This window comes from Arthrobacter sp. LAR12-1-1.1 (assembly GCF_040676555.1).
GTDB lineage: Bacteria > Actinomycetota > Actinomycetes > Actinomycetales > Micrococcaceae > Arthrobacter.
In genome coordinates this window covers 76,613-101,200 of sequence record NZ_JBEGIG010000004.1, presented here as the reverse complement: position 1 = coordinate 101,200, position 24,588 = coordinate 76,613, and the positions used below count along the sequence as shown (strand labels likewise).

31 protein-coding genes are annotated in these 24,588 nt (G+C 64.2%); 15 read left to right on the top strand and 16 right to left on the bottom strand.

The annotated features are described in order from the left end of the window. Nucleotides 1–107: 107 nt before the first annotated feature. The 7 genes from MRBLAR12_RS05695 to MRBLAR12_RS05665 form a co-directional block, all read right to left on the bottom strand. On the bottom strand, nt 108–569 hold the full coding sequence (locus MRBLAR12_RS05695; RefSeq protein ID WP_364744251.1) for a carboxymuconolactone decarboxylase family protein: 462 nt from the start codon (nt 567–569) through the stop codon (nt 108–110). Between the two features lie 157 nt (nt 570–726). Next, the gene (locus MRBLAR12_RS05690; protein WP_364744248.1) at nt 727–1,347 is read right to left on the bottom strand and encodes a TetR/AcrR family transcriptional regulator; all 621 of its coding nucleotides are present in this window, start codon (nt 1,345–1,347) and stop codon (nt 727–729) included. Nucleotides 1,348–1,425: 78 nt separating this feature from the next. Then, nucleotides 1,426–1,845, bottom strand: a complete 420-nt coding sequence (locus tag MRBLAR12_RS05685; protein WP_364744245.1) for a DUF3040 domain-containing protein — start codon at nt 1,843–1,845, stop codon at nt 1,426–1,428. Nucleotides 1,846–2,060: 215 nt separating this feature from the next. After that, nucleotides 2,061–3,497: a dihydrolipoyl dehydrogenase family protein gene (locus MRBLAR12_RS05680; RefSeq protein WP_229995144.1), complete on the bottom strand. Its 1,437-nt coding sequence runs from the start codon at nt 3,495–3,497 to the stop codon at nt 2,061–2,063. Continuing rightward, complete coding sequence (locus tag MRBLAR12_RS05675; protein ID WP_364744242.1) at nt 3,494–3,937, bottom strand: VOC family protein; 444 nt, start codon at nt 3,935–3,937, stop codon at nt 3,494–3,496. The genes MRBLAR12_RS05680 and MRBLAR12_RS05675 overlap by 4 nt, the downstream gene beginning before the upstream one ends. Before the next feature lie 47 nt (nt 3,938–3,984). Further along, nucleotides 3,985–4,428, bottom strand: a complete 444-nt coding sequence (locus MRBLAR12_RS05670; protein WP_229995143.1) for a VOC family protein — start codon at nt 4,426–4,428, stop codon at nt 3,985–3,987. Nucleotides 4,429–4,518: 90 nt separating this feature from the next. Then, nucleotides 4,519–4,695, bottom strand: a complete 177-nt coding sequence (locus MRBLAR12_RS05665) for a hypothetical protein (RefSeq protein WP_364744239.1) — start codon at nt 4,693–4,695, stop codon at nt 4,519–4,521. Between the two features lie 257 nt (nt 4,696–4,952). Between MRBLAR12_RS05665 and MRBLAR12_RS05660 the strand changes: the two genes are divergently transcribed. Next, nucleotides 4,953–5,450 carry a winged helix-turn-helix transcriptional regulator gene (locus MRBLAR12_RS05660; protein ID WP_364744236.1) on the top strand — a complete coding sequence of 166 codons (498 nt, stop codon included), beginning with the start codon at nt 4,953–4,955 and terminating at the stop codon, nt 5,448–5,450. Nucleotides 5,451–5,613: 163 nt separating this feature from the next. Beyond that, nucleotides 5,614–6,780 (top strand): MFS transporter, encoded by a 1,167-nt coding sequence (locus MRBLAR12_RS05655; RefSeq protein ID WP_364744234.1) that lies wholly within the window; start codon nt 5,614–5,616, stop codon nt 6,778–6,780. Nucleotides 6,781–6,897: 117 nt separating this feature from the next. Here the strand turns inward: MRBLAR12_RS05655 and MRBLAR12_RS05650 are convergent, their stop codons facing one another. The 3 genes from MRBLAR12_RS05650 to MRBLAR12_RS05640 are packed head-to-tail and all read right to left on the bottom strand — an operon-like array spanning nt 6,898 to nt 8,247. Beyond that, complete coding sequence (locus MRBLAR12_RS05650; RefSeq protein WP_364744232.1) at nt 6,898–7,413, bottom strand: hypothetical protein; 516 nt, start codon at nt 7,411–7,413, stop codon at nt 6,898–6,900. A 20-nt stretch (nt 7,414–7,433) separates the two neighbouring features. Next, nucleotides 7,434–7,829, bottom strand: a complete 396-nt coding sequence (locus MRBLAR12_RS05645) for a PEP-utilizing enzyme (RefSeq protein WP_364744230.1) — start codon at nt 7,827–7,829, stop codon at nt 7,434–7,436. Nucleotide 7,830: 1 nt separating this feature from the next. Beyond that, the gene (locus tag MRBLAR12_RS05640; protein ID WP_364744228.1) at nt 7,831–8,247 is read right to left on the bottom strand and encodes a hypothetical protein; all 417 of its coding nucleotides are present in this window, start codon (nt 8,245–8,247) and stop codon (nt 7,831–7,833) included. Nucleotides 8,248–8,460: 213 nt separating this feature from the next. On the opposite strand from MRBLAR12_RS05640, the gene MRBLAR12_RS05635 reads away from it, so the two are divergent. Next, nucleotides 8,461–8,847, top strand: coding sequence for a nuclear transport factor 2 family protein (locus tag MRBLAR12_RS05635; RefSeq protein WP_364744225.1), 387 nt, complete (start codon nt 8,461–8,463; stop codon nt 8,845–8,847). A 205-nt stretch (nt 8,848–9,052) separates the two neighbouring features. Here MRBLAR12_RS05635 and MRBLAR12_RS05630 read toward each other — a convergent pair whose 3' ends face one another. Next, on the bottom strand, nt 9,053–9,616 hold the full coding sequence (locus tag MRBLAR12_RS05630; protein ID WP_364744216.1) for a CGNR zinc finger domain-containing protein: 564 nt from the start codon (nt 9,614–9,616) through the stop codon (nt 9,053–9,055). Nucleotides 9,617–9,855: 239 nt separating this feature from the next. On the opposite strand from MRBLAR12_RS05630, the gene MRBLAR12_RS05625 reads away from it, so the two are divergent. The 4 genes from MRBLAR12_RS05625 (at nt 9,856) to MRBLAR12_RS05610 (ending at nt 12,718) form a co-directional block, all read left to right on the top strand. Further along, complete coding sequence (locus MRBLAR12_RS05625; protein ID WP_364744222.1) at nt 9,856–10,563, top strand: type 1 glutamine amidotransferase domain-containing protein; 708 nt, start codon at nt 9,856–9,858, stop codon at nt 10,561–10,563. 121 nt (nt 10,564–10,684) lie between these two features. Next, the gene (locus MRBLAR12_RS05620) at nt 10,685–11,395 is read left to right on the top strand and encodes an SDR family NAD(P)-dependent oxidoreductase (protein ID WP_229995134.1); all 711 of its coding nucleotides are present in this window, start codon (nt 10,685–10,687) and stop codon (nt 11,393–11,395) included. 35 nt (nt 11,396–11,430) lie between these two features. Next, complete coding sequence (locus tag MRBLAR12_RS05615) at nt 11,431–11,664, top strand: tautomerase family protein (RefSeq protein WP_229995133.1); 234 nt, start codon at nt 11,431–11,433, stop codon at nt 11,662–11,664. Nucleotides 11,665–11,680: 16 nt separating this feature from the next. Continuing rightward, nucleotides 11,681–12,718 (top strand): nitronate monooxygenase, encoded by a 1,038-nt coding sequence (locus tag MRBLAR12_RS05610; protein WP_364744219.1) that lies wholly within the window; start codon nt 11,681–11,683, stop codon nt 12,716–12,718. 68 nt (nt 12,719–12,786) lie between these two features. On the opposite strand, the gene MRBLAR12_RS05605 is transcribed toward MRBLAR12_RS05610, so the two are convergent. After that, nucleotides 12,787–13,350 (bottom strand): CGNR zinc finger domain-containing protein, encoded by a 564-nt coding sequence (locus MRBLAR12_RS05605; protein WP_364744216.1) that lies wholly within the window; start codon nt 13,348–13,350, stop codon nt 12,787–12,789. Between the two features lie 357 nt (nt 13,351–13,707). Here MRBLAR12_RS05605 and MRBLAR12_RS05600 point away from each other — a divergent pair, with 357 nt between their 5' ends. Further along, the gene (locus tag MRBLAR12_RS05600; RefSeq protein ID WP_364744213.1) at nt 13,708–14,502 is read left to right on the top strand and encodes a GGDEF domain-containing protein; all 795 of its coding nucleotides are present in this window, start codon (nt 13,708–13,710) and stop codon (nt 14,500–14,502) included. A gap of 98 nt (nt 14,503–14,600) precedes the next feature. Here the strand turns inward: MRBLAR12_RS05600 and MRBLAR12_RS05595 are convergent, their stop codons facing one another. The 3 genes from MRBLAR12_RS05595 to MRBLAR12_RS05585 form a co-directional block, all read right to left on the bottom strand. Beyond that, nucleotides 14,601–14,780, bottom strand: coding sequence for a hypothetical protein (locus MRBLAR12_RS05595; RefSeq protein WP_229995128.1), 180 nt, complete (start codon nt 14,778–14,780; stop codon nt 14,601–14,603). 359 nt (nt 14,781–15,139) lie between these two features. Continuing rightward, nucleotides 15,140–16,447, bottom strand: a complete 1,308-nt coding sequence (locus MRBLAR12_RS05590) for a cation:proton antiporter (RefSeq protein ID WP_229995127.1) — start codon at nt 16,445–16,447, stop codon at nt 15,140–15,142. A gap of 191 nt (nt 16,448–16,638) precedes the next feature. After that, on the bottom strand, nt 16,639–18,318 hold the full coding sequence (locus MRBLAR12_RS05585; RefSeq protein WP_364744210.1) for a PucR family transcriptional regulator: 1,680 nt from the start codon (nt 18,316–18,318) through the stop codon (nt 16,639–16,641). Nucleotides 18,319–18,459: 141 nt separating this feature from the next. On the opposite strand from MRBLAR12_RS05585, the gene MRBLAR12_RS05580 reads away from it, so the two are divergent. The 5 genes from MRBLAR12_RS05580 (at nt 18,460) to MRBLAR12_RS05560 (ending at nt 22,900) form a co-directional block, all read left to right on the top strand. Beyond that, a complete protein-coding gene (locus MRBLAR12_RS05580; RefSeq protein ID WP_364744207.1) occupies nt 18,460–19,758 on the top strand; it encodes an alpha-hydroxy acid oxidase in 1,299 nt (432 codons plus the stop codon). Beyond that, the gene (locus tag MRBLAR12_RS05575) at nt 19,758–20,714 is read left to right on the top strand and encodes an ABC transporter substrate-binding protein (protein ID WP_364744204.1); all 957 of its coding nucleotides are present in this window, start codon (nt 19,758–19,760) and stop codon (nt 20,712–20,714) included. Before MRBLAR12_RS05580 ends, MRBLAR12_RS05575 begins: the two co-directional genes overlap by 1 nt. Before the next feature lie 12 nt (nt 20,715–20,726). Continuing rightward, on the top strand, nt 20,727–21,653 hold the full coding sequence (locus tag MRBLAR12_RS05570) for an amino acid ABC transporter permease (protein ID WP_364744201.1): 927 nt from the start codon (nt 20,727–20,729) through the stop codon (nt 21,651–21,653). After that, nucleotides 21,650–22,414: an amino acid ABC transporter ATP-binding protein gene (locus MRBLAR12_RS05565; RefSeq protein ID WP_290369418.1), complete on the top strand. Its 765-nt coding sequence runs from the start codon at nt 21,650–21,652 to the stop codon at nt 22,412–22,414. Before MRBLAR12_RS05570 ends, MRBLAR12_RS05565 begins: the two co-directional genes overlap by 4 nt. 105 nt (nt 22,415–22,519) lie before the next feature. Then, nucleotides 22,520–22,900, top strand: coding sequence for a RidA family protein (locus MRBLAR12_RS05560; RefSeq protein ID WP_364744198.1), 381 nt, complete (start codon nt 22,520–22,522; stop codon nt 22,898–22,900). 19 nt (nt 22,901–22,919) lie between these two features. On the opposite strand, the gene MRBLAR12_RS05555 is transcribed toward MRBLAR12_RS05560, so the two are convergent. After that, nucleotides 22,920–23,486, bottom strand: a complete 567-nt coding sequence (locus MRBLAR12_RS05555) for a hypothetical protein (protein ID WP_364744196.1) — start codon at nt 23,484–23,486, stop codon at nt 22,920–22,922. A 186-nt stretch (nt 23,487–23,672) separates the two neighbouring features. Here MRBLAR12_RS05555 and MRBLAR12_RS05550 point away from each other — a divergent pair, with 186 nt between their 5' ends. Both MRBLAR12_RS05550 and MRBLAR12_RS05545 read left to right on the top strand, forming a co-directional pair. Further along, the gene (locus tag MRBLAR12_RS05550) at nt 23,673–24,044 is read left to right on the top strand and encodes an ArsR/SmtB family transcription factor (protein WP_364744193.1); all 372 of its coding nucleotides are present in this window, start codon (nt 23,673–23,675) and stop codon (nt 24,042–24,044) included. Then, nucleotides 24,019–24,486, top strand: coding sequence for an SRPBCC family protein (locus MRBLAR12_RS05545; protein WP_364744191.1), 468 nt, complete (start codon nt 24,019–24,021; stop codon nt 24,484–24,486). Before MRBLAR12_RS05550 ends, MRBLAR12_RS05545 begins: the two co-directional genes overlap by 26 nt. The last annotated feature ends 102 nt before the right edge of the window (nt 24,487–24,588 follow it).

Genomic DNA, 24,588 nt, shown 5'->3' with positions numbered 1-24,588 from the left:
GGTTCTGGGCCTTCTGGCGCGCCGTCGTAAGCGGTGCGGCGGACCGGGCCCGGGACGCCGGCGCGATTCTCAGCGCCGCTGGGGACCACCCGGATCAATGACCTCGGTCATCCCTTGGGTACTACCGGGTAGGAACTGGTGAGGGCGATTCGGTTGAAGGAATTGATGCCGACCGTCATCCAAGTGACCGCTGAGACCTGCTGTGGGGTGAGGAAGTCAACAGCTTCCTCGTAGAGGCGCCGGTTCGCATGCGAGTCGGCTATCCCGGTGACGTACTCGCTGAGGCTCAGCGCGGCCTGTTCCTGCTCCGTGAAGTAGGACGTTTCCCGCCATGCCGGCAGGACCGCGAGGCGTTCACTGGTCTCGCCCTTCTTTATGGCGTCGCCCGTGTGGAGGCGCATGCAGAAGGCGCAGCCATTGATCTGCGAGGTCCTGATTTTTATCAGTTCGATTAGCAATGCCGGCAGGCCTGCGTCTTTGGCGGCAGCATCGGCCTGTGCGGATAACGCAATCGCCACCTTGTACAACTCCGAGTGTTCCTTGGCTACGTTGATGTTGATAGGGGTCATGACAGACATATTCTTTTCAATCCTGTTCTTGGGTAAGTCCGGTGAAGGGGGCTTCCTCGGCTCTTCGTCCAGTCTGCGAAGTCGAGTGACCAGACGCCAAAGAAGTGGGACGAAGTTGCCGGTAGCGTTCCACCCGAAAGAGAGGAAAACTCGCAGGTTATTTCGTTCGGCTCTGAGCGTGCGCCGTGGAGATTCCGCGCAGTGCAAGGTCGGTCAGGGCCGCAACGAAGGGCTCATCAATGCGCTGCCCGCTGACGAGCAGGCGGTGATGGACTGCGCCGTAGATCGCATCAATCGCGGTTCCTAGGTCCACTTCCTTGCGGATCTGTCCCCGGCGCTGGCCCTTGAGGAGGATGACCAACAACGATTTCCGGCGCTCCTGCAACAGGGTTGCCCGATACAGCTGGGCAAATTCGTCATCGTTAATCGCGTCGACGATCAACCCCGAGACGGTGGAGGCAGCGCCGGCGAAGTTCAGGCAGTGGGCCAGCTTCATCAGGTACGTCCGAAGGTCCTCGATCGCGTTCCCCGTGTCCGGCACAATGGTGAGTTTGTTGGTCTTGTACGTGTAGGCCTCGAGGATGAGGGCCTGTCGGGAGGGCCAATACCGATAGATCGTGGACTTGCTGACGCCGGATGCGCGCGCGACCGCATCGATGGTCACCGACGGGTAGCTGAGCCGGTCTATGAGATCCACGGTGGCCAGAAGCACCGAACGCCGAGTTTCCGTCGTGGGTCCACCGACCTTCGCGGTCGCACCGCTCGAACGGGAAGTCAACGTGGGCCCGTCACCTTGGACGCGCATCCGGTCCTCCTCATCCCCGCAATGGCTTCGCAGATTGTCGCCGATTCAGCTTTACACCCACCAAAACAGGCCCCACAAGGCCCAGTCTCCGAAGGCGTCCCTGAAGGGACGTCGATCCTTGCCCGCCTTTGTCCTTTCGACCGATTCCGGTTTTTGAAAGGTCGGCGCAGGTGCTCTGTTTTTGGCTACCGAAGTGTGCCTCATGGCGAGAAACGCCCCGACGATCATCACGGCAAAACCGAGGACACCGACCAGGATGTTCGGAACGGGGCCCTGAAGCGCTGCGCCCAGCAGCAGGAGCAGAAAGCCAGCCACCACGGTAACTGCCCCGGCGACGATGTGGAGGGCAGAACGGTTAGGGGCCGGCACTTCTTCCATCGCCTTGGCGAATGTGGGGTGGTCCTCTTTGAACTGCTTCTCGAGCTGCTCAAGCAAACTTTTTTCGTGTTCCGAGAGGGGGCTGTGGGACATGGAGTGCCGATCGTTTGGTAGGGACTTAGTGGGAGGAGCCCAGGCGCAGAGGTCCGTGAAGTCGTCTTGTCAGGCGACGTGGACAGGGCCGACGACGGCGGTGTCGTCTCCGCCAGATGGGGAGAGGACACCGTCGCCAGGCTTGGGACAAACGCACTGTCATGGCGTCCGGGCGAGCAGGCGCCGCTCGCAAGAGGCAGCGCCGAGGGGGCCCGTTACCGGGTCGGGCGCCCGTATCCTTCGAGAAGCCGGAGCCAGACCTCGTTGACCGTGGGGTAGGCCGGTACCGCATGCCACAATCGGTCCAGCGGGACTTCTGAGACGACCGCGATTGTCGCGGCCTGCAGCAGTTCGCTCACGTCCGGGCCGACGAACGTCACGCCAAGAACGACTTTCCGCTCTTCGTCAACGACCATCCGGGCGGTGCCGGTGTAGCCGTCGGCCCGCACACTGGCGCCGGCGACGTGCCCAATCTCGTAGTCGACTACCTTGATGTCGTAGCCGCTCTTCCGTGCGGCCGCGGCGGTGAGCCCCACGGACGCGATCTCGGGGTCGGTGAAGGTGACCTGCGGCACCGCCTGGTGGTCGGCGGTGGCCACATGGGTTCCCCATGGCGCGTCCGATACTGCTGCTCCGGAAGCGCGGGCGGCGATAACGTCACCGGCCGCCCGGGCCTGGTACTTCCCCTGGTGGGTGAGCAGGGCCCGGTTCGTCACGTCGCCGGCAGCATAGAGCCAGTCGAATCCCGGAACCAGCATGGTGTCGTCAGTCTCGATCCACGCCCCGGGCTTGAGGCCGATCGAATCGAGGCCTATATCTCCAGTGCGGGGTGTACGACCCGTCGCGACGAGCACCTCCTGGGCGGAGATGGTCCTGCCGTCCCCGGTTTCGATGGTGACGCTGCTTTCGTCCCGGGTGATGCGGGTGGTTTTCGACTCGAGAATGACGTGGACACCCTGCGCACGGAGGGCTTCCGCAATTAGCTCACCAGCGAACGGCTCCATGCCTGAGAGCAGCCCGCTGCGGGAGACCAGGGTTACTGCCGTGCCAAAGGCGGCGAAAGCTGTCGCCATCTCGGTGGCAACAACGCCGCCGCCGATGATCGCCAGGCTTTCAGGGACGGCCCTGATGCTGGTGGCCTCCCGGCTGGTCCACGGCCGGGCATCAGCGAGTCCGTCGATGTCGGGCAGGAGCGCGTCTGATCCCGTGGCAACGGAGACGGCGTGGCGGGCGGTGAGCAGCGTCGTAGAACCGTCCGTGGCCGTGACAGTGACTTCCTTGGGGCCAGTGAGCCGGCCCTGACCACGCACCAGGGCAATGCCGGCGCTTTCGAGCCACCTCACCTGGCCGCTGTCGGACCAGTTGCTGGCGAACGAGTCCCGCCGTGCCAGCACGGCCTGCACGTCGAGTTCACCGGTCACGGCCTGCGCGGCCCCGGGAACCTGACGGGCTGCCCGCAGCACCTGGGCGGAGCGCAGCAGCGCCTTTGATGGCATGCATGCCCAGTAGGAGCACTCGCCCCCCACGAGCTCGCTTTCGACAATCACGGCGCTCAGGCCACCCTGGACGGCGCGGTCGGCGATGTTCTCTCCCACGGCGCCGCCCCCGAGCACGATCAGGTCGTATTCTGCTGAACCGCTGTGGGTGCTCAACGTCCGGGCGCCCGGGTGTTGATTTCCTGGAGAAGCCAGCTGTTGCCGTCCGGGTCGCTGAAGGAGGCAAAGGACTGGTAGTCGGCGCGTTCCGGGTGCAGGCCCGCAACGCGGTGCTGGTTGTCGAGGTTGAAGATGAATCCCTTCGCGTAGTGGAATACCTCGGAGACGTCGACGCCCTTTTCAGCGAGGTCGGCCCGGGTCGCGAGGATGTCCTTGACGGCGAAAATCTGGTTCTGGAGTGATCCGGGTGCGGCAGCGGTGATGCTCTTGCCGATCATGATCGATGCTTCCGACCCGGGAGGGGTCAGCTGCGCCACCCGGAAATCCTCGCTGGCGATGTAGTCGATATCGACGCGGAATCCGAGCGACTCGTAGAAGGCCTTGGCCCGGTCGACGTCGGAAACGGGAACGAACAGTACTTCAAGCTTCAAATCCATGATGTCAATCCTTTGTGTTGAGTCTGCTGAGTGGGTTGGTTGGGTGCTCAACGTCCGGGCGCCCGGGTGTTGATTTCCTGGAGAAGCCAGCTGTTGCCGTCCGGGTCGCTGAAGGAGGCAAAGGACTGGTAGTCGGCGCGTTCCGGGTGCGGGCCCGCAACGCGGTGCTGGTTGTCGAGGTTGAAGATGAATCCCTTCGCGTAGTGGAATACCTCGGAGACGTCGACGCCCTTTTCAGCGAGGTCGGCCCGGGTCGCGAGGATGTCCTTCACGGCGAAAATCTGGTTCTGGAGTGATCCGGGTGCGGCAGCGGTGATGCTCTTGCCGATCATGATCGATGCTTCGGACCCGGGAGGGGTCAGCTGCGCCACCCGGAAGTCCTCGCTGGCGATGTAGTCGATATCGACGCGGAATCCGAGCGATTCGTAGAAGGCCTTGGCCCGGTCGACGTCGGAAACGGGAACGAACAGTACTTCAAGCTTCAAATCCATGATGTCAATCCTTTGTGTTGAGTTTGCTGAGTGGGTTGGTGGTTTTTGTACGGCAACAGGCTGCGCCGGTTGCCCGGGGAGGCGGAGACCCTAACTGGTGGTGAGCCGGTGCCCAGCCGCGGCGAGAGCGCGGGTCATGTGTTCCGCGTACCACTGCGGCCATTCGGTGTCGTACACCCCGCCCAGGACTTCGGCTTCGTAGATGCCGTGAGCAGCCGCGGCCTGCTTGAGTGCGTCTGTCAGTATCTCGGTGGTGGACTGCGCCATTTGTGGTTCCTTCTCAGTGGGTTTGACGGTCTACGTGCTTCCGCTGCCCGGGAGGGGGCGGGATCTTGGGGGGAAGTGCTGAAGAATGCGGCAACCACTTCTGCGTCACCGGTTCAACTGGTAACGATATTGGCATGCATTTCCGTCACCTGTCAAGAGGGTGACGTTGGATGGAACCTTCATTCAGCTAGCTTGACATTTTGGTAGTCAGCCGCCACGATCTAACTACTACAACTGGAAGTTAGGCAGGTGGGTCGATGTCAATCAAACTCAAAGGCGCGCTCGAGGATCGGGGCGCCTGGCGGATGGAGAACTGCTCCATCGCCATGACGATGGAAATAATCGGAACCCGGTCATCGATGCTCATCCTGCGGGAGGCCATCTACGGCACCACCCGATTCGACGACTTCGTGCGACGGACAAAAGGCACCGATGCCATAGTTTCCGCCCGGCTCAAGCAACTTACGGATATTGGCCTCTTCGAGAAGCGTCCGTACCAGGAAGAGGGCAAGCGGAAGCGCTATGAGTACGTCCTGACGCCGAAGGGTGCAGATCTCATGCCGGCGGTGTTCGCGCTGATGCAGTGGGGCAACCGGTATTTGCAGTCCGACGACGGCGGCCCGTTGCGCCTCGTGAAACGCGGCACGGACATTCCAGTCGTTATCGGACCCCATATCGAATCGGATGCGCAGCTCGGGTTCGACGATCTCGAAATTGCCGCAAACGGCAACTGGATTGAGCAGGGGCAGGCCTGATCAGTCAGCGCCGCGCTGCCCCGGGCGCCGGACCACAACATACAAATCAACTACGTTGCCGGAGAGCGTTGGCCGGCAGAACAGAAGCCTTTCAATGTCGCCTAGTACAACCCTCGAAACTCGTCCTCCGGCCGCTCCCCGTCGCTCCAAGCTTCCTTCCGGGGTGGCTTTCGCAGGGAGCGCGGTCACCTTCATCAGCCTGTACCTGGCGGCGGGTGCGCCGACGCCACTGCTCGCTTTCTACCAAGAGCGGTGGGGCTTTCCCGCGGCGGTTCTGACCCTCGCGTTCGCCGTCTACGCGATCGGCTTCCTTGCGGCCATGCTGACTGTCGGTTCACTCTCAGACCATGTAGGCCGGCGGCCCGTGCTGATCGGTGCACTCTTCGTTCAACTCGTGGCGACCCTGATGTTCCTGGCAGCGCCCGACATCGGGTGGGTGATCGCCGCCCGCGTCGTGCAGGGCCTCGCCACCGGCGCTGCCACCAGCGCATTCACAGCCGCCCTCGCCGAACTCGCACCGCCGAACCGAAAGAAACTGGGCAGCATCCTTGGCAGCGTCGGCATGACCGCAGGGCTCGCTGTCGGCGCATTGCTTGCGGGGTTCGCCATCCAGTTCACGCCCGAGGCGAACACGATCATCTTTGCCGTCCTCGCCATCGTGACCGTCCTGGGAATCGTCGTCGTCGCGCTCTCTCCCGAGAGCGTGACCCGCACACCCGGAGCGTTGAGTTCCCTGATCCCGCGCATCTCCGTTCCGCCGGCTGCCAGAAGAGAATTTGCCGCCGCCGCCCCCGTGATAGCCGCAATCTGGATGCTCGCAGGTCTGTCCCTCGGACTCGCGCCGACAATCGTACGCAACGTCTTCCACTTGAACAGCGGCCTGGTCAACGGCCTCAGCGGTTTCATTGCGCCGGCAACTGCTGCTGTCGTGGCTGTCGCCTTCGGGCGGCTTAGCCCTCGGAACGGTATGACTCTTGGGATCTATGCGTCCATCGCCGGGACCATCGGCGTCGTGACCGGCGTGCTCGCCGGAAGCCTTGCGCTCATGATCGCCGGGCTGGTCATTACGGGTGTCGGCTTCGGGGCAGCCTTTTCCGGATCACTGCGCCTGATCATGCCGCTGGCCGGCCCCCAGCAGAGGGCGGGCATCGTGGCAGCCATTTACGTTGTCGCCTACATCGCGTTCGGCCTGCCCGTCATCATCGCTGGCCAGCTCGCCGCCCCGCTGGGCCTCATGCCGACGGTTGTCGGATATGGAGGCGCGACTGTCGTCCTCGCGCTGATCAGCCTCATCTCGCAGTTCGGCATCAGCCGCGGCCGTCATGAGTGAAGGGCGATCAGAGTGAAAGAGAGAGCAGGTCTTGGGTCTGCATGGAGTGTTCACCTCGGGATGCCGAGGGTGGCGATGAGGTCTTCGTGCAACTCGAACCATACGCGGTGGAAGGAGTCACGGTCTGTGGCTGTGAGCCAAGCCGGTTCCGTGGCTGCGTTTGCCACTGCTTGTTCGAGGCGTTTCGCGTATCCGCCGAACCAATAACACCGCGGTCAGGCGGACTTCCAGATCGCTTAGGGACGCCGCCGCCTGGGCGAAGGTTTGATGTGTTTGCTCGTCGATCCCACCATTTGGCTGATCTCCATCGGCGAGCCAGTGGAGTTGGAGTTTGCTGCAGGCGGCCACGACGTCTGCGTTCAGCGGTGCAAACTTCGCGTGCACGGCCGTGATCACTGCATAACCGCCTGTGCTGTCCAGTTCCGCCGCCAGGAGCCGTTCGTTTTCAGTCTTGCCCGCGACTGTCAGGGACCAGCCCCGGGTTCCCCCGAATGAGGAGCGCAACGCCCACCCTTTCGCGCCGGCATCAATAAGGAGTCGTTCGGCGTGGTGCGGATCCTGGCCGAACCGCTCTGCAACTGACTCAGTGTCGGCGAAGCCAAGCAGCCTCATGGCGTGGAGGGTGAGCATCATTGATGGTTGCTGCGGGCTCGTCATGGACCCGCTCCGGGACTTGCCGGTTTCCCGTGGACGGTTCCATGAGTTCCGTCCACCATGAGCGTCGTTCCGGCAGTGATACGGGTCAGGGCGTCCGTTATCCCCAGCACGGCGGGGATGCCGTATTCGCGGGCGACGATAGCGGCATGCGAAAGCATCCCGCCCGTTTCCGTGATGACTGCAGCGACCACCCCGAACAGTGGTGTCCAGGCGGGGTCAGTCGTGCGGCAGACCAGGACGTCGCCAGGGGTCACCGCGGAGAATTGATCGAGGCTCTGAACGGTGCGCGCAGTCCCGCACGCGGTACCCGGGCTGGCACCGATTCCGGTGAGAACGGCGCTGGCGTGATCCCAACTTTCTGTCCCGGCTTTGGCCGGAGAGGTAGATTCCATGTCAGCCCACCGCACCCGTCTCGGGCCTGCCGGACAGCCGGTCGAGTCTCTGCTGCGCGGCCTGCGCCGAGCGGAGACCAAGGCTCTGTGCAATCTGTGCCCAGGTCAGCCCCTCGGCCCGTGCCAGGAACAGGAGCGCGGTTTCCAGACCATCCATCTCGGCCCGGGCGGCTGAAATAAGGGTGAGGCCCGCCCGCAAGTCCAGACCATCCACCGCCGCTCCGCTACCGGTCCCGTTGGCCCGCCACAGGACGTGCTGGACCAGGTCGCTCGCGGAAGGGGGTTGCCGCTCACCCAGCCAGGGCCTGGGCGACAGTTCGGAAGCGCCTCTGTCCAGCAACACCCGCGTCGCCTGGCTTTGGCGGAGAGCCTCTGCAGCATCGCGGGACTCGCCACCGGCTCCGTTGATCTCGTTCATTCCGGTCTCCGTTCCCGTCGGCTCTACGCCCGCCGACACCACCACTTTCTGGCATCAACATCGTCTTGTCAACAATTTGTTGATGCGCCGCGTGGACCTTCCCGTCCCACGCCCCGGCCGCTAGGCTTCTGGGAAACGATGTGACCACCCGCGGATTCTTGGCTTGCCCGTGGCCCCTTAGGGAGCCTCTCCGCCGCTCAAGAAAGGTCCCTCATGCCGGACTCCAGCGTCGAAGGGATCGCACGCTCCTACATCCAGGCCGTTGGCTCCCACGATATGGAAGCCCTTGAAAACCTGCTCGGTGAGGATCTTGTAGCCACTTTCGCCGGCACGACCCTCGACAAGGCCGGATGGACCACGGCACTCAAGCGCCTGCTCCCGGCCCTGGTCCGCAATGGGATCCGGGAGGTCTTCACCGCGCAGGACCGTGCCTGCGTCGTGTATGACTTCATCACCGATACGGCTGCTGGGGCCGTGAGGTGCATCGAGTTACTCACCATCAACGCAGGCAAAATCCGCGAGATCGAACTTGTCCTGGACCGGGTCGCCTTCGCCCCGGTCAATGAGGCCCTGAACGCGCGGGTGCCGCCGGCCCAATAAGGACCACCATCACCTCTAAGACTGAAGCTTTCCGAGCTCTCAGAGATCCGAGGTGCCGCGCTGCTGGACCGTCTTCGGGTGAGGGCGGGTCAGTCGATCCGCTCGGCCAGGGATACGATAATCCCCTCCGGACCGCGCACGTAGGCCATGCGCCAGATGTTCTCATACTGGCCGATGTCGCCGACCAGCCCGTAGCCGTCCGCGGTTATTTTCCGGCTGCAGGGACCAGCTTCTCTTCTCTTTTGCGGGCACGGTAGGCGGCAGCTTTCATCTTGTTGCCGCAGGGGTCCATGGCGCACCACTCCCGGCGCGCTCCCCGGGACCGATCGATGTAGACCCGGGTGCACTCGTGGTTCGCGCACTCCTTGAGCAGCGGCACGTCGGGTCCGCTGAGGACCTCGATGGCATGCCGTGCCACAGTTGACAGCGCCTCTATTGGGGTCGCTTCCGTCACTCGCCCGTCAGGCGTGAGCTGCGGGACGGCCGGCGGTGTGCGGGCGGCGTCGTTCACGATGGAGAGGGCGTCGCCGTCGTAGTCATCCCCGGCTATTTTGGTGTGAACGAGGGAGTAGATGGCCTCCCGGATCACGATGGCCTGCTCAAGGTCGGCCGGTTGAAATTGGGTGTCCCCGTCGATAATGCCCGATTCACGGAACCAGGCGTCCAGGCTCTCAGGTGACGAGAACATCTCCAGCGGTGTCCCGAGCCGTGAGCGCACCGTTGCGGCGAAGTCGAGGGCCGGATTGCCGCAGACGAATGAATGTTTCATGTCACCAGTTTGACAGGTGACGCTTCCAAGTGCAACGATTGCGTCACCTGCTTAACCGGTAACGGTTCCGAAGGTTGTGGAGAACGAGTGACGGTCGTACCGGCCCTCAGTAAATTGTTAACGGTCCGCGTAACGAAACCGCGGACGCCCCTCCACCAAACAAGCAGGCCGCCTGTCTATTCGAATTGGCGCGTCGCAGTTATTTAATTCACCGTTTATCTATTGATTGGAAAAGCAAAATGAAAAAGGTCCTTATGGTCATTTCCGGAGCTACCATCTGGGAGTTGAAGGACGGCTCGAAGCATCCGACCGGCTTCTGGGCGGAAGAGTTCGTGGTTCCTGACCGCATGTTCCGGCAGGCGGGCCTGGACGTCACCATCGCCACGCCCGGGGGCGTCACTCCGGTTGCGGACGAGCTCAGCCTGGCACTAGAGATGAACGGCAGCGACAAGCAGAAGGTAGAGGAGTTCCGCGCTTACCTCGCCGACTCCAAGGAGAACCTGGCCGCCGCCGTCGCTCTGGAGGAGGTCGATCCCAGCGAGTACGACATCGTCTTCGTCCCCGGCGGACATGGTCCCATGCAGGATCTCTCGACCAATGCCGATATCGCACGGATTTTCGAGGCAACACTCGATGACCCCACCAAGGTCGTCGCCTCTCTGTGCCACGGGCCCGCCAGCTTCAGCACAGCAACCCGCGACGGGCAGTGGCTGTTCAAGGGCCGGCGCCTGACTGCGTTTCTGGATGAGGAAGAAGCCCAGGCTGGCTTCGCTGACAAGGCACCCTGGCTTCTTGAATCCCGCCTACGCGAGTACGGCGCCATCTTCGAATCCGGGCCTGCCTGGGGTTCGTACGTCGTCGTGGACGGCAATCTGGTGACCGGACAGAATCCCGCATCGGCCGAGGAAGCAGCTAAGGCGGTCCTCGATCTGGCCGCCCGGGCCTGATCTTTCCGCACGCACCGGCGCTGGCACTGCACCTGCAGCTGCCAGCGCCGCCACCAACACCTCTCCCCGGAGACATCATGAGCAAAAGCAAGAAAATAGTCGCTATCACTGGAGCCACATTATGAGTCAAAGCAGGAAAACAGTCGTTATCACTGGAGCCTCACAGGGAATCGGTGCTGGCCTTGTCCAGGAGTTTTTGAAGCGGGACTACAACATCGTTGCTTCCGCACGAACCATCGAGCCCGTCGATGACCCAAGAGTCCAGGTCGTCCGGGGTGACATTGCCGACCCTCAGACCGCGGATCGGATTTTCGAGACAGCCATGAAGCGCTTCGGCCGCGTAGACACGGTCATCAACAATGCCGGTCAGTTCTTGTCCAAGCCCTTCACCGCGTACAGTGCCTCCGAGTTCGACCAGCTCGTAGCGGTCAATCTCGCCGGGTTCTTCCATGTCAGCCAAAGGGCGGTCGCCATCATGGAGGCGGCGGGATCCGGGCATATCATCAACATCACCACCACTCTGGCCGACCAGCCGAGCACAGACGTGCCGGCGATGCTCGCCGCGCTGACAAAGGGCGGACTGAATTCGGCCACAAAGTCGCTCGCCACCGAATACGCAAGCCGTGGGATCCGGGTCAACTCCGTGTCTCCGGGCGTCATCAAGTCCCCGATGCACCCGGTAGAAACACACGCGCAGCTTGCGGGACTGCATCCTATGGGCCGTCTGGGGGACATAGACGAGATTGTCCATGCCGTCGTCTTCCTTGAAGAAGCCGAGTTTGTTACCGGTGAAATCCTTCACGTCGACGGCGGCCAGCACGCCGGACGATGACCACATACCTCTACTGAAGAACGGACTAATCTGTCATGCCTATTGTCACCATTGACATCACAAAAGAAGGATCGACTCCGGCTGCGACAGCCGCCACCGCTGCCGAAAAGGCCGCCATCATCAGGGGCGTCAGCCAGGTGCTGCTTGACGTCCTTAACAAACCCCTCGCCTCCACGTATGTCGTGATCAATGAAGTGGACACCGACAACTGGGGATGGGGCGGGCTGCCAGCGCTCGAATACCGGCGGACTCTGCGCGACGCAGCGTAACGAAGGGACCGGCATCATGAACACGTCCACGAGGAATCAATCCCGCTTCGATATCGCCGCCCTGCCACTGCCTGTCATCCAAGCCCCGATGGCGGGCGGCCCGTCTACTCCACAGCTTGCGGCCGCCGTGAGCTCCGCGGGAGGACTGGGGTTCCTGGCCGCGGGATACAAAACAGCGGGCAGTATGGGCGCCGAGATCAACGCTGTCAGGGAACTCACCGACGCCCCATTCGGCGTCAATCTCTTCGTCCCCCAGCCCTCGACAATACGGCCGGACGTCTTACAGCAATACGCACTCTCCCTCGCCGGCGACGCATCCCGCCTTCACGTCGACCTCGGCGATCCCAGACACGACGATGACGATTGGCAAAACAAACTCGACGTCCTCTACGAACTTGCCCCCGCCGTCGTTTCATTTACCTTCGACGTGCCGGAGGCGGGTGTCGTCACCGCGCTGCAGGAACGAGGGGCATCAGTGACAGTGACGGTCACCTCGCGCGCCGAAGCGAAGCTGGCGATAACCGCAGGGGCGGACGTGCTCTGCGTCCAGGGGCCCGAAGCTGGTGGGCACAGGGGTACGTTCGATGCAGCCGGGCCGGCAGGGACCACACCCCTGCACGTGCTGCTCAATGACTTGTCCGACCTGGAGATCCCGTTGATTGCAGCAGGCGGCATTGTCACGGGGGCAGATACGCGGGCTGCGATTTCGCGGGGTGCGGTGGCAGTCCAGGCCGGCACTGCGTTCCTGAGGGCAGACGAAGCGGGGACCGGAGCGGTGCACCGGGCGGCCCTGTCCTCCGATGAATTCCCGACGACAGCCGTCACGAAGGCCTTCTCCGGGAGGTATGCGCGGGGTCTGTATAACGACTTCATGAGGCAGCACGACCTCGAGGCGCCCTTCGGATATCCGGAAATTCATCACCTAACCCGTCCGCTGCGGGCCGCCGCAGCCGGGGCAGGCGATCCCCACCGTATTAACCTCTGGGCGGGCACCGGCTTTGACCGCTCCATCGTCGGTCCAGCCCGATCCATCCTTGCCCGGCTCACCACCTGAGCGCAGGAACCGGGATCCCTTCGCATCAATGCCGTAGCTTCAGTGCTTCCTCCGCTGAGGCGCAGCGGCTATTTGCCGGCGGCAGGGACGAGCTTCTCTTCTCTTTTGCGGGCACGGTAGGCGGCAGCTTTCATCTTGTTGCCGCAGGGGTCCATGGCGCACCACTCCCGGCGCGCTCCCCGGGACCGATCGATGTAGACCCGGGTGCACTCGTGGTTCGCGCACTCCTTGAGCAGCGGCACGTCGGGTCCGCTGAGGACCTCGATGGCATGCCGTGCCACAGTTGACAGCGCCTCTATTGGGGTCGCTTCCGTCACTCGCCCGTCAGGCGTGAGCTGCGGGACGGCCGGCGGTGTGCGGGCGGCGTCGTTCACGATGGAGAGGGCGTCGCCGTCGTAGTCATCCCCGGCTATTTTGGTGTGAACGAGGGAGTAGATGGCCTCCCGGATCACGATGGCCTGCTCAAGGTCGGCCGGTTGAAATTGGGTGTCCCCGTCGATAATGCCCGATTCACGGAACCAGGCGTCCAGGCTCTCAGGTGACGAGAACATCTCCAGCGGTGTCCCGAGCCGTGAGCGCACCGTTGCGGCGAAGTCGAGGGCCGGATTGCCGCAGACGAATGAATGTTTCATGTCACCAGTTTGACAGGTGACGCTTCCAAATGCAAAAATCGTCACCTGCTTAACAAGTGACCGGCCGCAGGGCTTCATGGTCATTGCAGCCCATCCCCTCAACTGGAAGAAGATCCCATGCCTGACCGCAGTGTGGAACGAACCACCGGCCGCTTCTGCGCAATGCGCGCATTGTTCCGTCGAAAGAGGGCGGCATTAGGGGAGAAGAAACCCAGCATGACCAAATCGAGCGTGGGGAGGACCGCCGAAGGGGAGCGACATCCGCTCCGGTACGGCGAGAAAATCCCAGACGCCCACTTCTGGTGGTTTTAGTCGTACAACGCGGACCAACGAAAAGAGACGCAATTGCGTAAAAACATGCTTGCCGTCGGCTTGCTCGGCGTTGTACTCACCAGCGGCTGCGCCTTAGGCAGCAATGCACCCGGCAGGGCCGCCGGCGCGGTCAAGGACGGGGCGAGGAGGGAAACCATCGGCAACGTCGCGTCAGAGAACTTCACCCGGCAGCTCTACGGGTCGAGCGCGGTCGGCGCGGCAACCCTCACGGGTGCAGCCGGGGTTGACCCCGCGGGCCTGGTGCTGGCTGACGTGGAGGACGCCGAAGCGGACCGCGCAAAGCTCCTGCAGGAAGCGCGCCATCGGGCGCTCCACGACCCGCTGACGGGACTGCCGAACCGGCGGCATCTGGAGGAAAGCCTGCTGGCGGCCCTGGCCCGCGCCGGCGAACAGCGGAACCGCGTAGGGGTGCTCTTTTGCGACGTCAACAACTTCAAGCGGGTGAATGACACCCTGGGCCACGCGGCCGGAGACCAGGTCCTGGAACACGTGGCCCTGATGCTTTCCGGGGCCGTGCGCGGCGCGGACACCGTGACGCGGTACAGCGGGGACGAGTTCGTTGTCCTGATCCCCTGGCTGGAGCATCCGGGGGAGCTGGAGGCGGTTGCCGGGCGGGTCCAGAGCTGCCTGGCCGGCGCCGTCACCATCGCCGGAAGCGAGCTACGGCTGGGCATGTCCGTTGGCCAGGCGGAAACGGCCGTTCGGGCGGACGCTGCTGCGGCAGAACACAAGGAACTGGCCACGGCCCTGCTTTTGGCCGCCGATCAGGACATGTACCGGATCAAGACCGAGATGCGTGGGGCGGTGACTGCCAGTTGACCTGCGGGGACTGATACACGGACTGATACACAACAACGACGGCGGGAGGTGGCTCCCGCCGTCGTCGTTTGGTATTGCCAGCTGCCTGGAACCCGGCTTTAGGCTCCCTGGTTGAGGCTGAGCGTGAAGGTGTTCGGGCCGCTGGCGTGCACCGCGATGTTGCTCTTGGCGGTGTTGTGGCGCTCCGAGTGTTCGTGGATCAGTGCGTCCAGCTCGTGGTGCATCGTGGAGCGGTCCCAGAGCTTGTGGGTTACAGAGGTGGCAGTTTCAAACGTCATTGTTCAGTGCTTCCATTCATGAATCCGGAGGTCCGGCTGCCGCACCGATGCGGAGCCGCCGTGGGGCCAAACCAGGAACGCCTGAGACCTTGGGCAGCTCTTTGAGCTCACCGGTTTGGCCTCATTGCGTCCACCAGGATGGGTGCCCCAAGCTCACTGCGGACGCGTAGCGTCGGAGGGAACGTCAGGGCTGCGTGGGCGGGAACCGTTGTTTCCCACTTTGCCTTTCCATAGTGCACAGCGTCGCAGGGGAGGCTCAAGCCAGATGGCGAAAATTGGCGCGTGAGACTGATCACAGCTGCCCGGTCGGCGCGAAAGACGACGGCGGCCCGGGTTCATTGCGGATGGCCGAGCGGCGCCTAGGACCGGGGCCGTTTCGGCCAAAGCCGCACAGTGGGCACATGCATGTGCACGTGCACGCGGCTCAGGCCCCGGGCAGGTGCGGGTGTGACCGGCACTGGCCCGCCAGGTTCTGGTCCCGCTGCGGCGGCGGCCCGTCCATAGCGGGCGGCCAACGGCGCGGCGCTGAATCCATGCGCCAGGACGCTGAGCAGCACGGTGGCCGTGATGACGCCCACAGCCTCGTCGGACACCGGTCCGACGGCTTCCAGCGCCAGCAGTGCGAACACGAGGGAAGCGAGGCCGCGCGGACCGAACCAGCCCACAAACAGGATGGTGTTCCGGTCGAGGCCGGCACCAATCGAGGCCAGTGCCACCGGAAGCATGCGCACCACCGTGAGGCTGAGCACGGCATACAAGATGGTCAGGGGGACGAAGTGCGAAAGCATGGTCGGAACGGCGATGGCTCCGAAGGCCAGCCACACGAGCAGTGACGCCAGGCCGCCCACCTGTTCGACGAAGACCAGGGCGGCCGGGGCCCGGTGACCGGCGCACGTGCCGAAGGCCAGCCCAGCACAGAACGCGGCGACGAATCCGTTGCCGCCCACGGCGACGGCGGAGGTGTAGGCGAGCAGGCTCAGGGCAAGGACTCCGATGCCGGCGAAGTCCTCGGCGGCGATACCGCGCCGGCGGGCCAGCTGCAGCAGCCACCCGCCCAGTGCACCCGTTGCTGCGCCGACACAGGCGCCGATGAGCAGCTCGACGGCCGCGCTGCCGGGAGCGGCAGCGCTCTCCAGGCCTGCTGCGGCGGCTGCACCGGCGATCGCGACCATGACGATCGGGGTGGCGATGCCGTCGTTGAGACCGCTCTCGACGGTGATCAGCTGGCGGATCCGCGACGGCACCACCGGATTCGTCACCACGGGGACCCCGAGGGCGGCGTCGGTGGGGGCCAGCGCCGCGCCTACGAGGAGGGCCAGCCACAGCCCGAAGTGGGGGAAGAACCAGGCGGCCAGGGCCCACCCGAACACGATCGTCAGAGGCAGGCCGACACCCAGCAGCCGCACATACCGGCTGACGTCCCGGCGCAACTGCTGGAGCGGCAGGCGGGCGGCGTCGGAGAAGAGCACCCACACCAGGGTGATCTCGACCAACGGAGTGACAGCCTCCGGGGGCGCGGAGCCATCGACCAGACCGGACCAGTTGAGGGCCGCGCCGACCGCAATGAACACCATCGGAGCGGTCAGGTCCGCCTGCTGCAGCCGCGCCGACACCAGCGCCCACCCGAACAGGGCGGCGGTGATGAGGGCTAGGACGGTCATTTCCATGACGGCTCTGTGCTCGCTTCCGTGCGCCCCGCTTGCGGGTTGCCCCATTCCAGCACCCGAATCGGTCCGCCCACGGGGACCACGCTCCCTCCGCCGCATAGCGCACTAAACGTTCCCTGCGCTCACTTTCCCTACAGTTCAGTGAACCCCTCTCCCCGACACTGCGCCAGAGAATTTAGCCCCATGCTGCCCTACTCCTGCACCGCCGGCGTCGCTTTAGGAGCCAGGTCCATGGTTGTCAGGCGCAGCCAGAGCCAGAGCCGCTGCTGAGGGTCGTCCAGATCGAGGCCAAAATCCTTGGCCAGGCGCCCCACCCGGTACCGGACGGTGTTGTTGTGCACATGGAGTCGTGCGGCCATCGCGGAGATATTTCCGTTCGACGTCAGGTAGGCCCGCAGGGTCTGAAGATAGTCGGTCTGCTGGTCGGCGTCGTGGGCTTGGATCCGTGCGATGTCGTCCAGATCCCCCAGCCCGTTGTCGTCGATGAAGGCCCCGATTTTCAAGAGGTTCAGCGGGATTCGATGGTCCTCGAAAAGCCCGGCTGCGGAGGCCTGTCCGCCAGTATCGCCCGGCACTGGGGTGTGCCGGTGGAGCAGATATTGCTGTGTTTGCAGCGCTTCAGCCCTGGATCGAGGCAGGTCTTGCAGCTTGGGTGCGATGCCTCCGACGGCGGCAATGATCGGGTAGGAGCTGATCGTGTTGGCGTAGGCCCCGATCTCCTGGGCTACGCGCCGGTGCACGGTCCGCGGGCTGGTTCCCCCGCACGGCAGAAGGGCGTAGACCACCGAGCCAATGAGGGCGGTGTGGCTCGTCTTGAACTGGATGTTGCAAACCGTCGTGACAAGGTGCAGCAGCCGGTGAATTTCGCGCACCGACTCCAGTGTCCCGGATTCGGGGCGGTTGATTGAAAAAGCCGCGACCGCGAGCCCTTGGGCGGCATCGAGCCCGAGCTGGGCGGCGGCAAAGGACGCGTGGACGGTGTCCTCCATCAACGTTCGAATCAAGTCCCCGTTCCGGCGTTCGCCAAAATCGGATGCCGAACGGGCGTGGAGCATGTGCAGCCCTGCCAGCGGCGCCATCCTGTTGAGCGACTCCAAGGCTGTCTGCCGCTTGTCCTCGCCGGGATCGATGATCCAGATCGAGCCGAGCAGTTCACCGCCGGCTCTCACGGCAAGGGCAAGGCGGGCCATCTCATCATCCGCTGCCGGGATCAGCACCGCATTTCCGGACGCATAGACGATCTTGAAATCCGCGTCGAAGGCGGGCGGCTTGATCTCTTGCAGGGAGAGCGTGGTGACGCGGCGCAATTCGTCGATGGGCTGGCCCGGCAGGGTCGAATAACCAAGCACCCGTCCGAGCGGGTCCACGATGCTGGCTGCGCCGCTGGTGATGGACGCGGCAGCGTTGGCAAAGGCGTAGAGATCCCCGAGCCGGACCCCTGAGACGGAATCCACGGCCGCGCCCATGACTGATGCCCTGGCCAGTGCCGCCAGCCGCGTCCAATCGGCGTTGTCAGGTGCGACCAGGACCGCGAGGCTGTGGCGGACCGCGGCGGATTGCAGTTCGTCCAGGGACGCCCCGTGGGCTTTGACGATCACTGCGGCCGCGTTGCTGTTGGACGCGCGGTGCAGCAGCTGGTCAAAATCCGGCGAGCCGCAGCGCAGCCCGACGGCCAGGATGATCCGGTCCTCGATGCTCGTCCATGCGTCCATCGGGTCATACATGAGGACGTCCGCGACGGGATGCGCGAGGTTGTCCGGCGCGGGATTGGCGTGCACCAGATCGGCCTGCATGAGCTGGATGCAGTCCGACAGCCGCACCACCGCAGCTTGCTGGTCGAGCTCATCAACCGGATGTTCCCCTGGATCCATATGTGGACGATATCACAGGTCAAAATAGATTCTTTTGGAGGAATCAACATGTAGCCGGGGTGAGATCTTCGTCACCATTGAGGGACGAAGTTGATCGAGGATTCCACGCAGGACATACACGCAAGACACAAAGGACGCGAAATGAGAATCAAAGACATCAAGTCACTGGCGGCGGTTCAAGGCCCCGCCCGGTCAGTGGCGGAGCGGCTGCAGCGGCGTTGCTACAGCGTTGAGGACATACGGAAATTGGCCGCCAAGCGCCTTCCCGGCAGCGTGTTCGACTACATCGAGGGCGGCGGCGAGGACGAGGTCTCCCTGCGGCGCAACCGGTCGTCCTTCGATGACTGGGCCTTCCTCCCGAAGTGGGGATCGGTGGAGCACCTGGACCTCAGCTCCACCCTCCTCGGAGGCCCGGTCGCGATGCCCCTGACCCTGTCCCCGACCGGCGGCACCAGGTTGTTCCACCCCGACGGCGAGACCGCGGTGGCCCGCGCGGCCTTTGAAGCCGGCCTTCCCTACGGGCTGGCACACCTGAGCACCACCACCATGGAGCACGTCAGTGCCGCCGCCCCAGGGCTGCGGAGGTGGTTCAACCTCGAGCCTACGACGGACAAAGGCCTCCTGCAGGCTGTCCTGGACCGGGTCTCGAACGCCGGTTACGAAGCGCTTGTGGTCAACGTCGACTGCCGCGCCATCGGCCACAGGGAACGCGACTACCGCAACGGATTCACCGCGCCGCCATCAATCAAGCCCAAGACCGTCATCGAAGGCGCACTGCACCCCCGCTGGGCCCTTGGATTCCTGGCCAACGACGCGATCGCCTTCCCGAACCTGGACGCCGAAATTCCTGAAGGCCCGCTCTCCAGCACCCCTGACATGTGGCGAACGCTGCTGGCGGGGTCCTACGAACCCACGGACTGGGACGACATCCGGGACCTGAGGGAGCGGTGGAACGGTCCCATCATTCTCAAAGGCATCGTCAACCCCAGGGACGCCCTTATTGCAGCCGACCTCGGCATCGACGCCCTCCAGGTCAGCAACCACGGAGGCAGGCAGCTGGACCACATGGCCTCGGCCCTGGACGTACTGCCCGAAATCGTCGAGGCGACGGCCGGTCGGCTTGAAATCATCGTCGACGGCGGCATCCGCCGCGGCTCCGACGTCGTCAAGGCCTTGGCCCTCGGCGCCGACGCCTGCTCGATCGGCCGCCCCTACCTTTACGGGCTTGCCGCAGCCAGCCAGGCAGGCGTTGCCCATGTCCTGAAGCTGCTGGCAGCGGAAATGACGCGGACCATGATGCTGCTCGGTGTATCCACGATCCAGGAGTTGCGGGACGAGGGTAGAGACCTGATCAGGCACCGCAGCGAGGCCTTCACCCGCACCCCTCCCATCCAAATCCCCCCGACCCAGCTGGCCTACTCCGATCTGAGGACCCCCTGATGAAAACCCCCACAGCGCCCGCTCCCGTGAAGCGCATTCACCGCGGCATTCCTGCCGTCATGGCCACGGCGGCACTCCTGCTCGCGGCCACCGCTTGCGCGCCGGGCACCGCCACCCTGGCGTCGACACCGGCGACGCCGGGAGACTCCGCCGGGAACGGCACCGGAGTCCCCGCCCTCGCGGTCAACGACGCCGCCGCACAGTTGCTCCCGGAATCGATCAAATCAACAAGGGTCCTGCGCGTGGCCATCCCCACCAACGAGCCGCCGACACAGTTCTACCGGGAAGGAACCCAGGAGATGACGGGGACCAACCCGGACATCGCACGCCTCCTCGGTGAGGCCCTGGGCGTGAAGGTGGAAATCCAGGTGGCCAATTTCGACTCCATCATCCCGGGGATTGCCGCGGGGCGGTACGACATGACCGTCTCCTCGATGACCCCCACGGAAAAGCGCATGGAGGTCCTGGACTTCGTTGACTACATGCAAATGGGCAACTCGATTGCCGTGGCCCAGGGGAACCCGCAGGGGATCACCGATCAACACGCCCTGTGCGGCAAGAAGCTGGGCCTCCTGACCGGCTCCTACCAGCTCACGGTCAACGTCCCCGAGTACGACAAGGCCTGCACCGCGGGCGGCAAGGACACCATCCAGAGAAGCGAGTTCCAGGACACGCGGCAGGCAATCTCCGCTCTTGGCAGCGGGCGGCTGGACGCCGTCCTGGCGGATTCACCCATCCTGAACTTCGCCGCCACGCAGAACCCGCAGATCGAGATCGCCTCAAAATATGACTTCACGCCGGTCGGTGTGGGCTTGCCCAAGGACTCCGGCCTGGTCAATGCCGTCTCCGCTGCCCTCTCCGGTGTCATCCAGAGCGACTCGTACCTCAAGGTGCTCGGAAAGTACGGCCTGGAGTCCAGCGCCATTACCGACGCCCGCGTCAATTTCGCCCAATAGGAGGTGAGCACAATGCAGCAACAACACTCAATCCCCGGCACCCTTCAGGACACGCCGGCGGCGCCGGGCGACTCCATCCCGGTGGTGCCGCTCAGGCACCCGCTCCGGCTGGCGAGCGCCGTCGTCCTCATTCTGGTCGCGCTCAGCGCCGCGTGGGACGTGGCGGTGAACCAGCGGTACCACTGGGACGTGGTCGTCTCCTATCTCTTCGCGCCGCAGATCATCGCCGGGGCCGGGCTGACCATCCTCCTGACCGTGGTGTCCATGAGCGTCGGCATCGCGCTGGGCACGGTCCTGGCGGTCATGCGGCTCTCGGCCAACCCGATCGTGAGCACCATCAGCCGGGGCTACATCTGGTTCTTCCGCGGCACACCGCTGCTGGTGCAGCTGATCTTCTGGTACAACATCGCCGCCCTGTATCCGGTGATCGCCTTCGGTCTTCCCCTCGGCGGACCCTCCCTGGTCCTGGGCTCGGCCAATGTGCTCATCACGCCCCTTGGCGCCGCGCTGCTGGGACTGTCCCTGAACGAGGCCGCCTACATGGCCGAGATCATCCGCGGCGGCATCGGTTCGGTGGACAAGGGCCAGTACGACGCCGCCCGGGGCCTGGGGATGAACGGCAGCCAGCTTATGCGCCGGGTCATCCTTCCCCAGGCGATGCGCGTGGTCCTGCCGCCGACCGGCAACCAGGTCATTTCCATGCTCAAGGGCACGGCCCTGGTCAGCGTCCTGGCGATCTCGGACCTGCTGTACTCGGCCCAGATTATCTACTCCAACAACTACCAAACCATCCCGCTGCTTATTGTCGCCAGCCTCTGGTACCTGCTGATGACAACCATCCTCAGCTTCTTCCAAACCAAACTTGAACGGCGCTATGGCCGCGGCTTCGACGCAGCGCCGCGACGGACCCGCCGGTCAAAGACAAGGACACTACGATGAACACCGCCATGGTGGAAGCCCAGGGCGTCCGCAAGAGCTTCGGCTCAACGGAGATCCTCAAGGGCATTGATCTGAGGGTCGAACGCGGCTCGGTGACCTGCCTGATCGGCCCGTCCGGTTCCGGAAAGACGACCTTCCTGCGCTGCATCAACCACCTGGAAAAGGTCGACGCCGGTCGCCTGTACGTGGACGAACAGTTGGTCGGCTACGCCGAGCGCAACGGGCGGCTCTACGAAATGAAAGAGCGGCAGACAGCACGCTCGCGGCGGACCGCAGGAATGGTGTTCCAACGCTTCAATCTGTTCCCGCACATGACCGTTCTGGAGAACATCGTGGAAGCGCCCGTTCATGTCCTTGGCCGTCCCCGGAGCGAGGTCACCGCCGAAGCGCAGACCCTGCTGGACCGCGTCGGACTCGGTAACCGGGGGCACTCATACCCCCAGGAGCTCTCCGGTGGGCAGCAACAGCGGATCGCGATTGCGCGCGCATTGGCCATGAAACCCAGGCTCATGCTCTTCGACGAACCAACATCGGCGCTCGATCCGGAACTGGTGGGCGAGGTGCTCGACGTCATGAAGTCCCTGGCCGAGGCGGGGATGACCATGGTGGTGGTGACGCACGAGCTCGGCTTCGCCCGCCAGGTCAGCGACCAGGTGGTGTTCATGGACCAGGGAGTCGTGGTCGAAAGCGGGGCCCCGGCCGATGTACTCGGCAACCCGCAACACGAACGCACGCAGGCCTTCCTCTCAAAGGTCCTCTAAAACATCAGCAACCAGAACATCAGCCACCCCGGCCGGCCAGCAGGCCGGCCGCACATCAGCCACCCTCGGCCGGCCAGCAGGCCGGCCGAATGAAAGGACAGCGTCATGTCGCGACAGCAGATCAGCACCGGCCTCGCACCCAGCCCGGCAGGCCCCTATTCCCAGGCCATCGCCGCCAATGGCTTCCTCTACACCGCCGGCCAGACTCCGCACCACGCGGCCACCGGCGAACCTGTCGGCTCCACCATTGAAGAACAGACCGCGCAGACCATGAAGAATCTGGCCGCCGTCCTGGGCGGGCACGGCCTGGACTTTTCCCACGTGGTCAAGGCAACCGTGCATCTGCACCACCCGGGACGGGACTTTGACGGGTTCAACGCAATCTACGCAGAGTTCATCGAAGCCCCCTATCCGGCGCGAACCACGGTGGGGTCGTTCCTGGGGGACTTCCTGGTCGAGATCGACGTCGTCGCGGCCATTCCCTAACGGGTGCGTGGGGCCCGGGCTACGGGCTGGGACTAGGGGAGGGACTGGGGCTGGGACTGGGGCTGGGGGACCCGGTCCCAGATGGTGTGGCAGTGCTCCCCGGCGTTGCGGGCATGTAGGACTGATATTCGGGCAGCGTGGAGTCGAGGACCGGGAGTTGAACATCGGCCGACGTACCCGTGGAGTCTTCGCTCACCCGAACCGTGACCAAGGAGCCGGGAGATCCCGCCGTGGGGTCCAGCATCATGGCCGGGGGTTGGGCCAGGGAGGTTTCGCCGTTGGCCTTGACCGGAATCGATACCTTCGAACCTGTTGCCCCAGTTATGGTGACGGTCGCGTCCGTTGAGGACGTGTTGAATATGGTTCCCATGATCCGACCGGGCTGGTCCGCTCCGTGGGAGAGGATGAGCATGTCCGCCAGCTTCATCGGACCGACCACGGTGTTGATCCCGTTGGTCGCCGGCGTGATCTTCGCGGTTTCCGCTGGATTGTCGGAGGAGCAGCCGGTCCCGGTCAGAAGAACCATCCCCAGCGTGAGCGCGGCTGCCGCATACCTTATCCCTGCCCGCAAGGCTGTAGTTGCCACGGCCGGCTCCTCTCGGCAGAACGTTGTCTGGTTACCCCCGATTATGGTCCGGGTCGGCGCCGAAATCGAGGGAGCTCCCGCATCGGGGGCTGGAGCAGAAAACCCTTGACGCGGGGCCCGCCGCAGGAGCATATTTAACACATCAGTTAATTAGCAGGAGTGTTAAACACGAAAGGGCGCATCCCGATGCCAGCCGATCGGCTCAGCCTCATCTTCTCGGCGCTCGCCGACCCCACCCGCAGGGCCATCCTGGCCCGGCTGGCCGAGGGCGAGGCCACCGTGAATGAGCTGGCCGAGCCCTTCGACATCAGCCTCCCCGCGATCTCCCGCCACCTCAAGGTGCTCGAAGCCGCCGGGCTGATCACCCGGAGCCGGAATGCGCAGTGGCGGTCCTCGAAGCTCGAGGCCGCGCCGCTGCGCGAGGTTGCCGAATACATGGAAGAGTACAGGCGCTTCTGGGATGCCAGCTTCGGCCGCCTCGATGCGCATTTGCGAAAGATCCAGCAAGTTCCCAAGAATCAGGAGCCTGGCAATGAACGTGCAGCAGAACACTCATGAGTCCCACACCCTCACCATGACCAGGGAGTTCGATGCTCCCCGCGAACTGGTCTTCGATGCCTTCACCGATCCGGACCACCTCGCCGCCTGGTTCGGCCCCGTGGGGGTGGACTCGCCCCGGGATCGGATCGTCGTGGAGCCCCGCGTCGGCGGCGCATGGCAGCTGGTTATGGTCTACGAAGAGGACGGCGTCACCAAGGAGGGGCCAATTGACGCCGTGATCTCCGTCTACGACCCGCCGGCGCTCCTGGTGGCTACCCAACGGGCGGAGCCCGACGCCGGCATCACCCTCCGGCCCGAAATGCGGCTTGAGTTCGAGGACCTGGGCGGCCGGACCCGGCTGCACCTTACCCAAGGCCCGTTCGCCAGCGCCGAATGGCTGGACATGACGCGCGAGGGGTGGGGCACCTCGTTCACCAAGCTGGACAAGGTCTTGGCCTAGGCGTAGCGCCCCAGTAGAGGTCTGGCGGACCCCCGCCAGACCTCGGATAAGCCTCAGGGGGACGGTTTTAGACTGATTTGCGGATTGGAGTGCCCAGATACT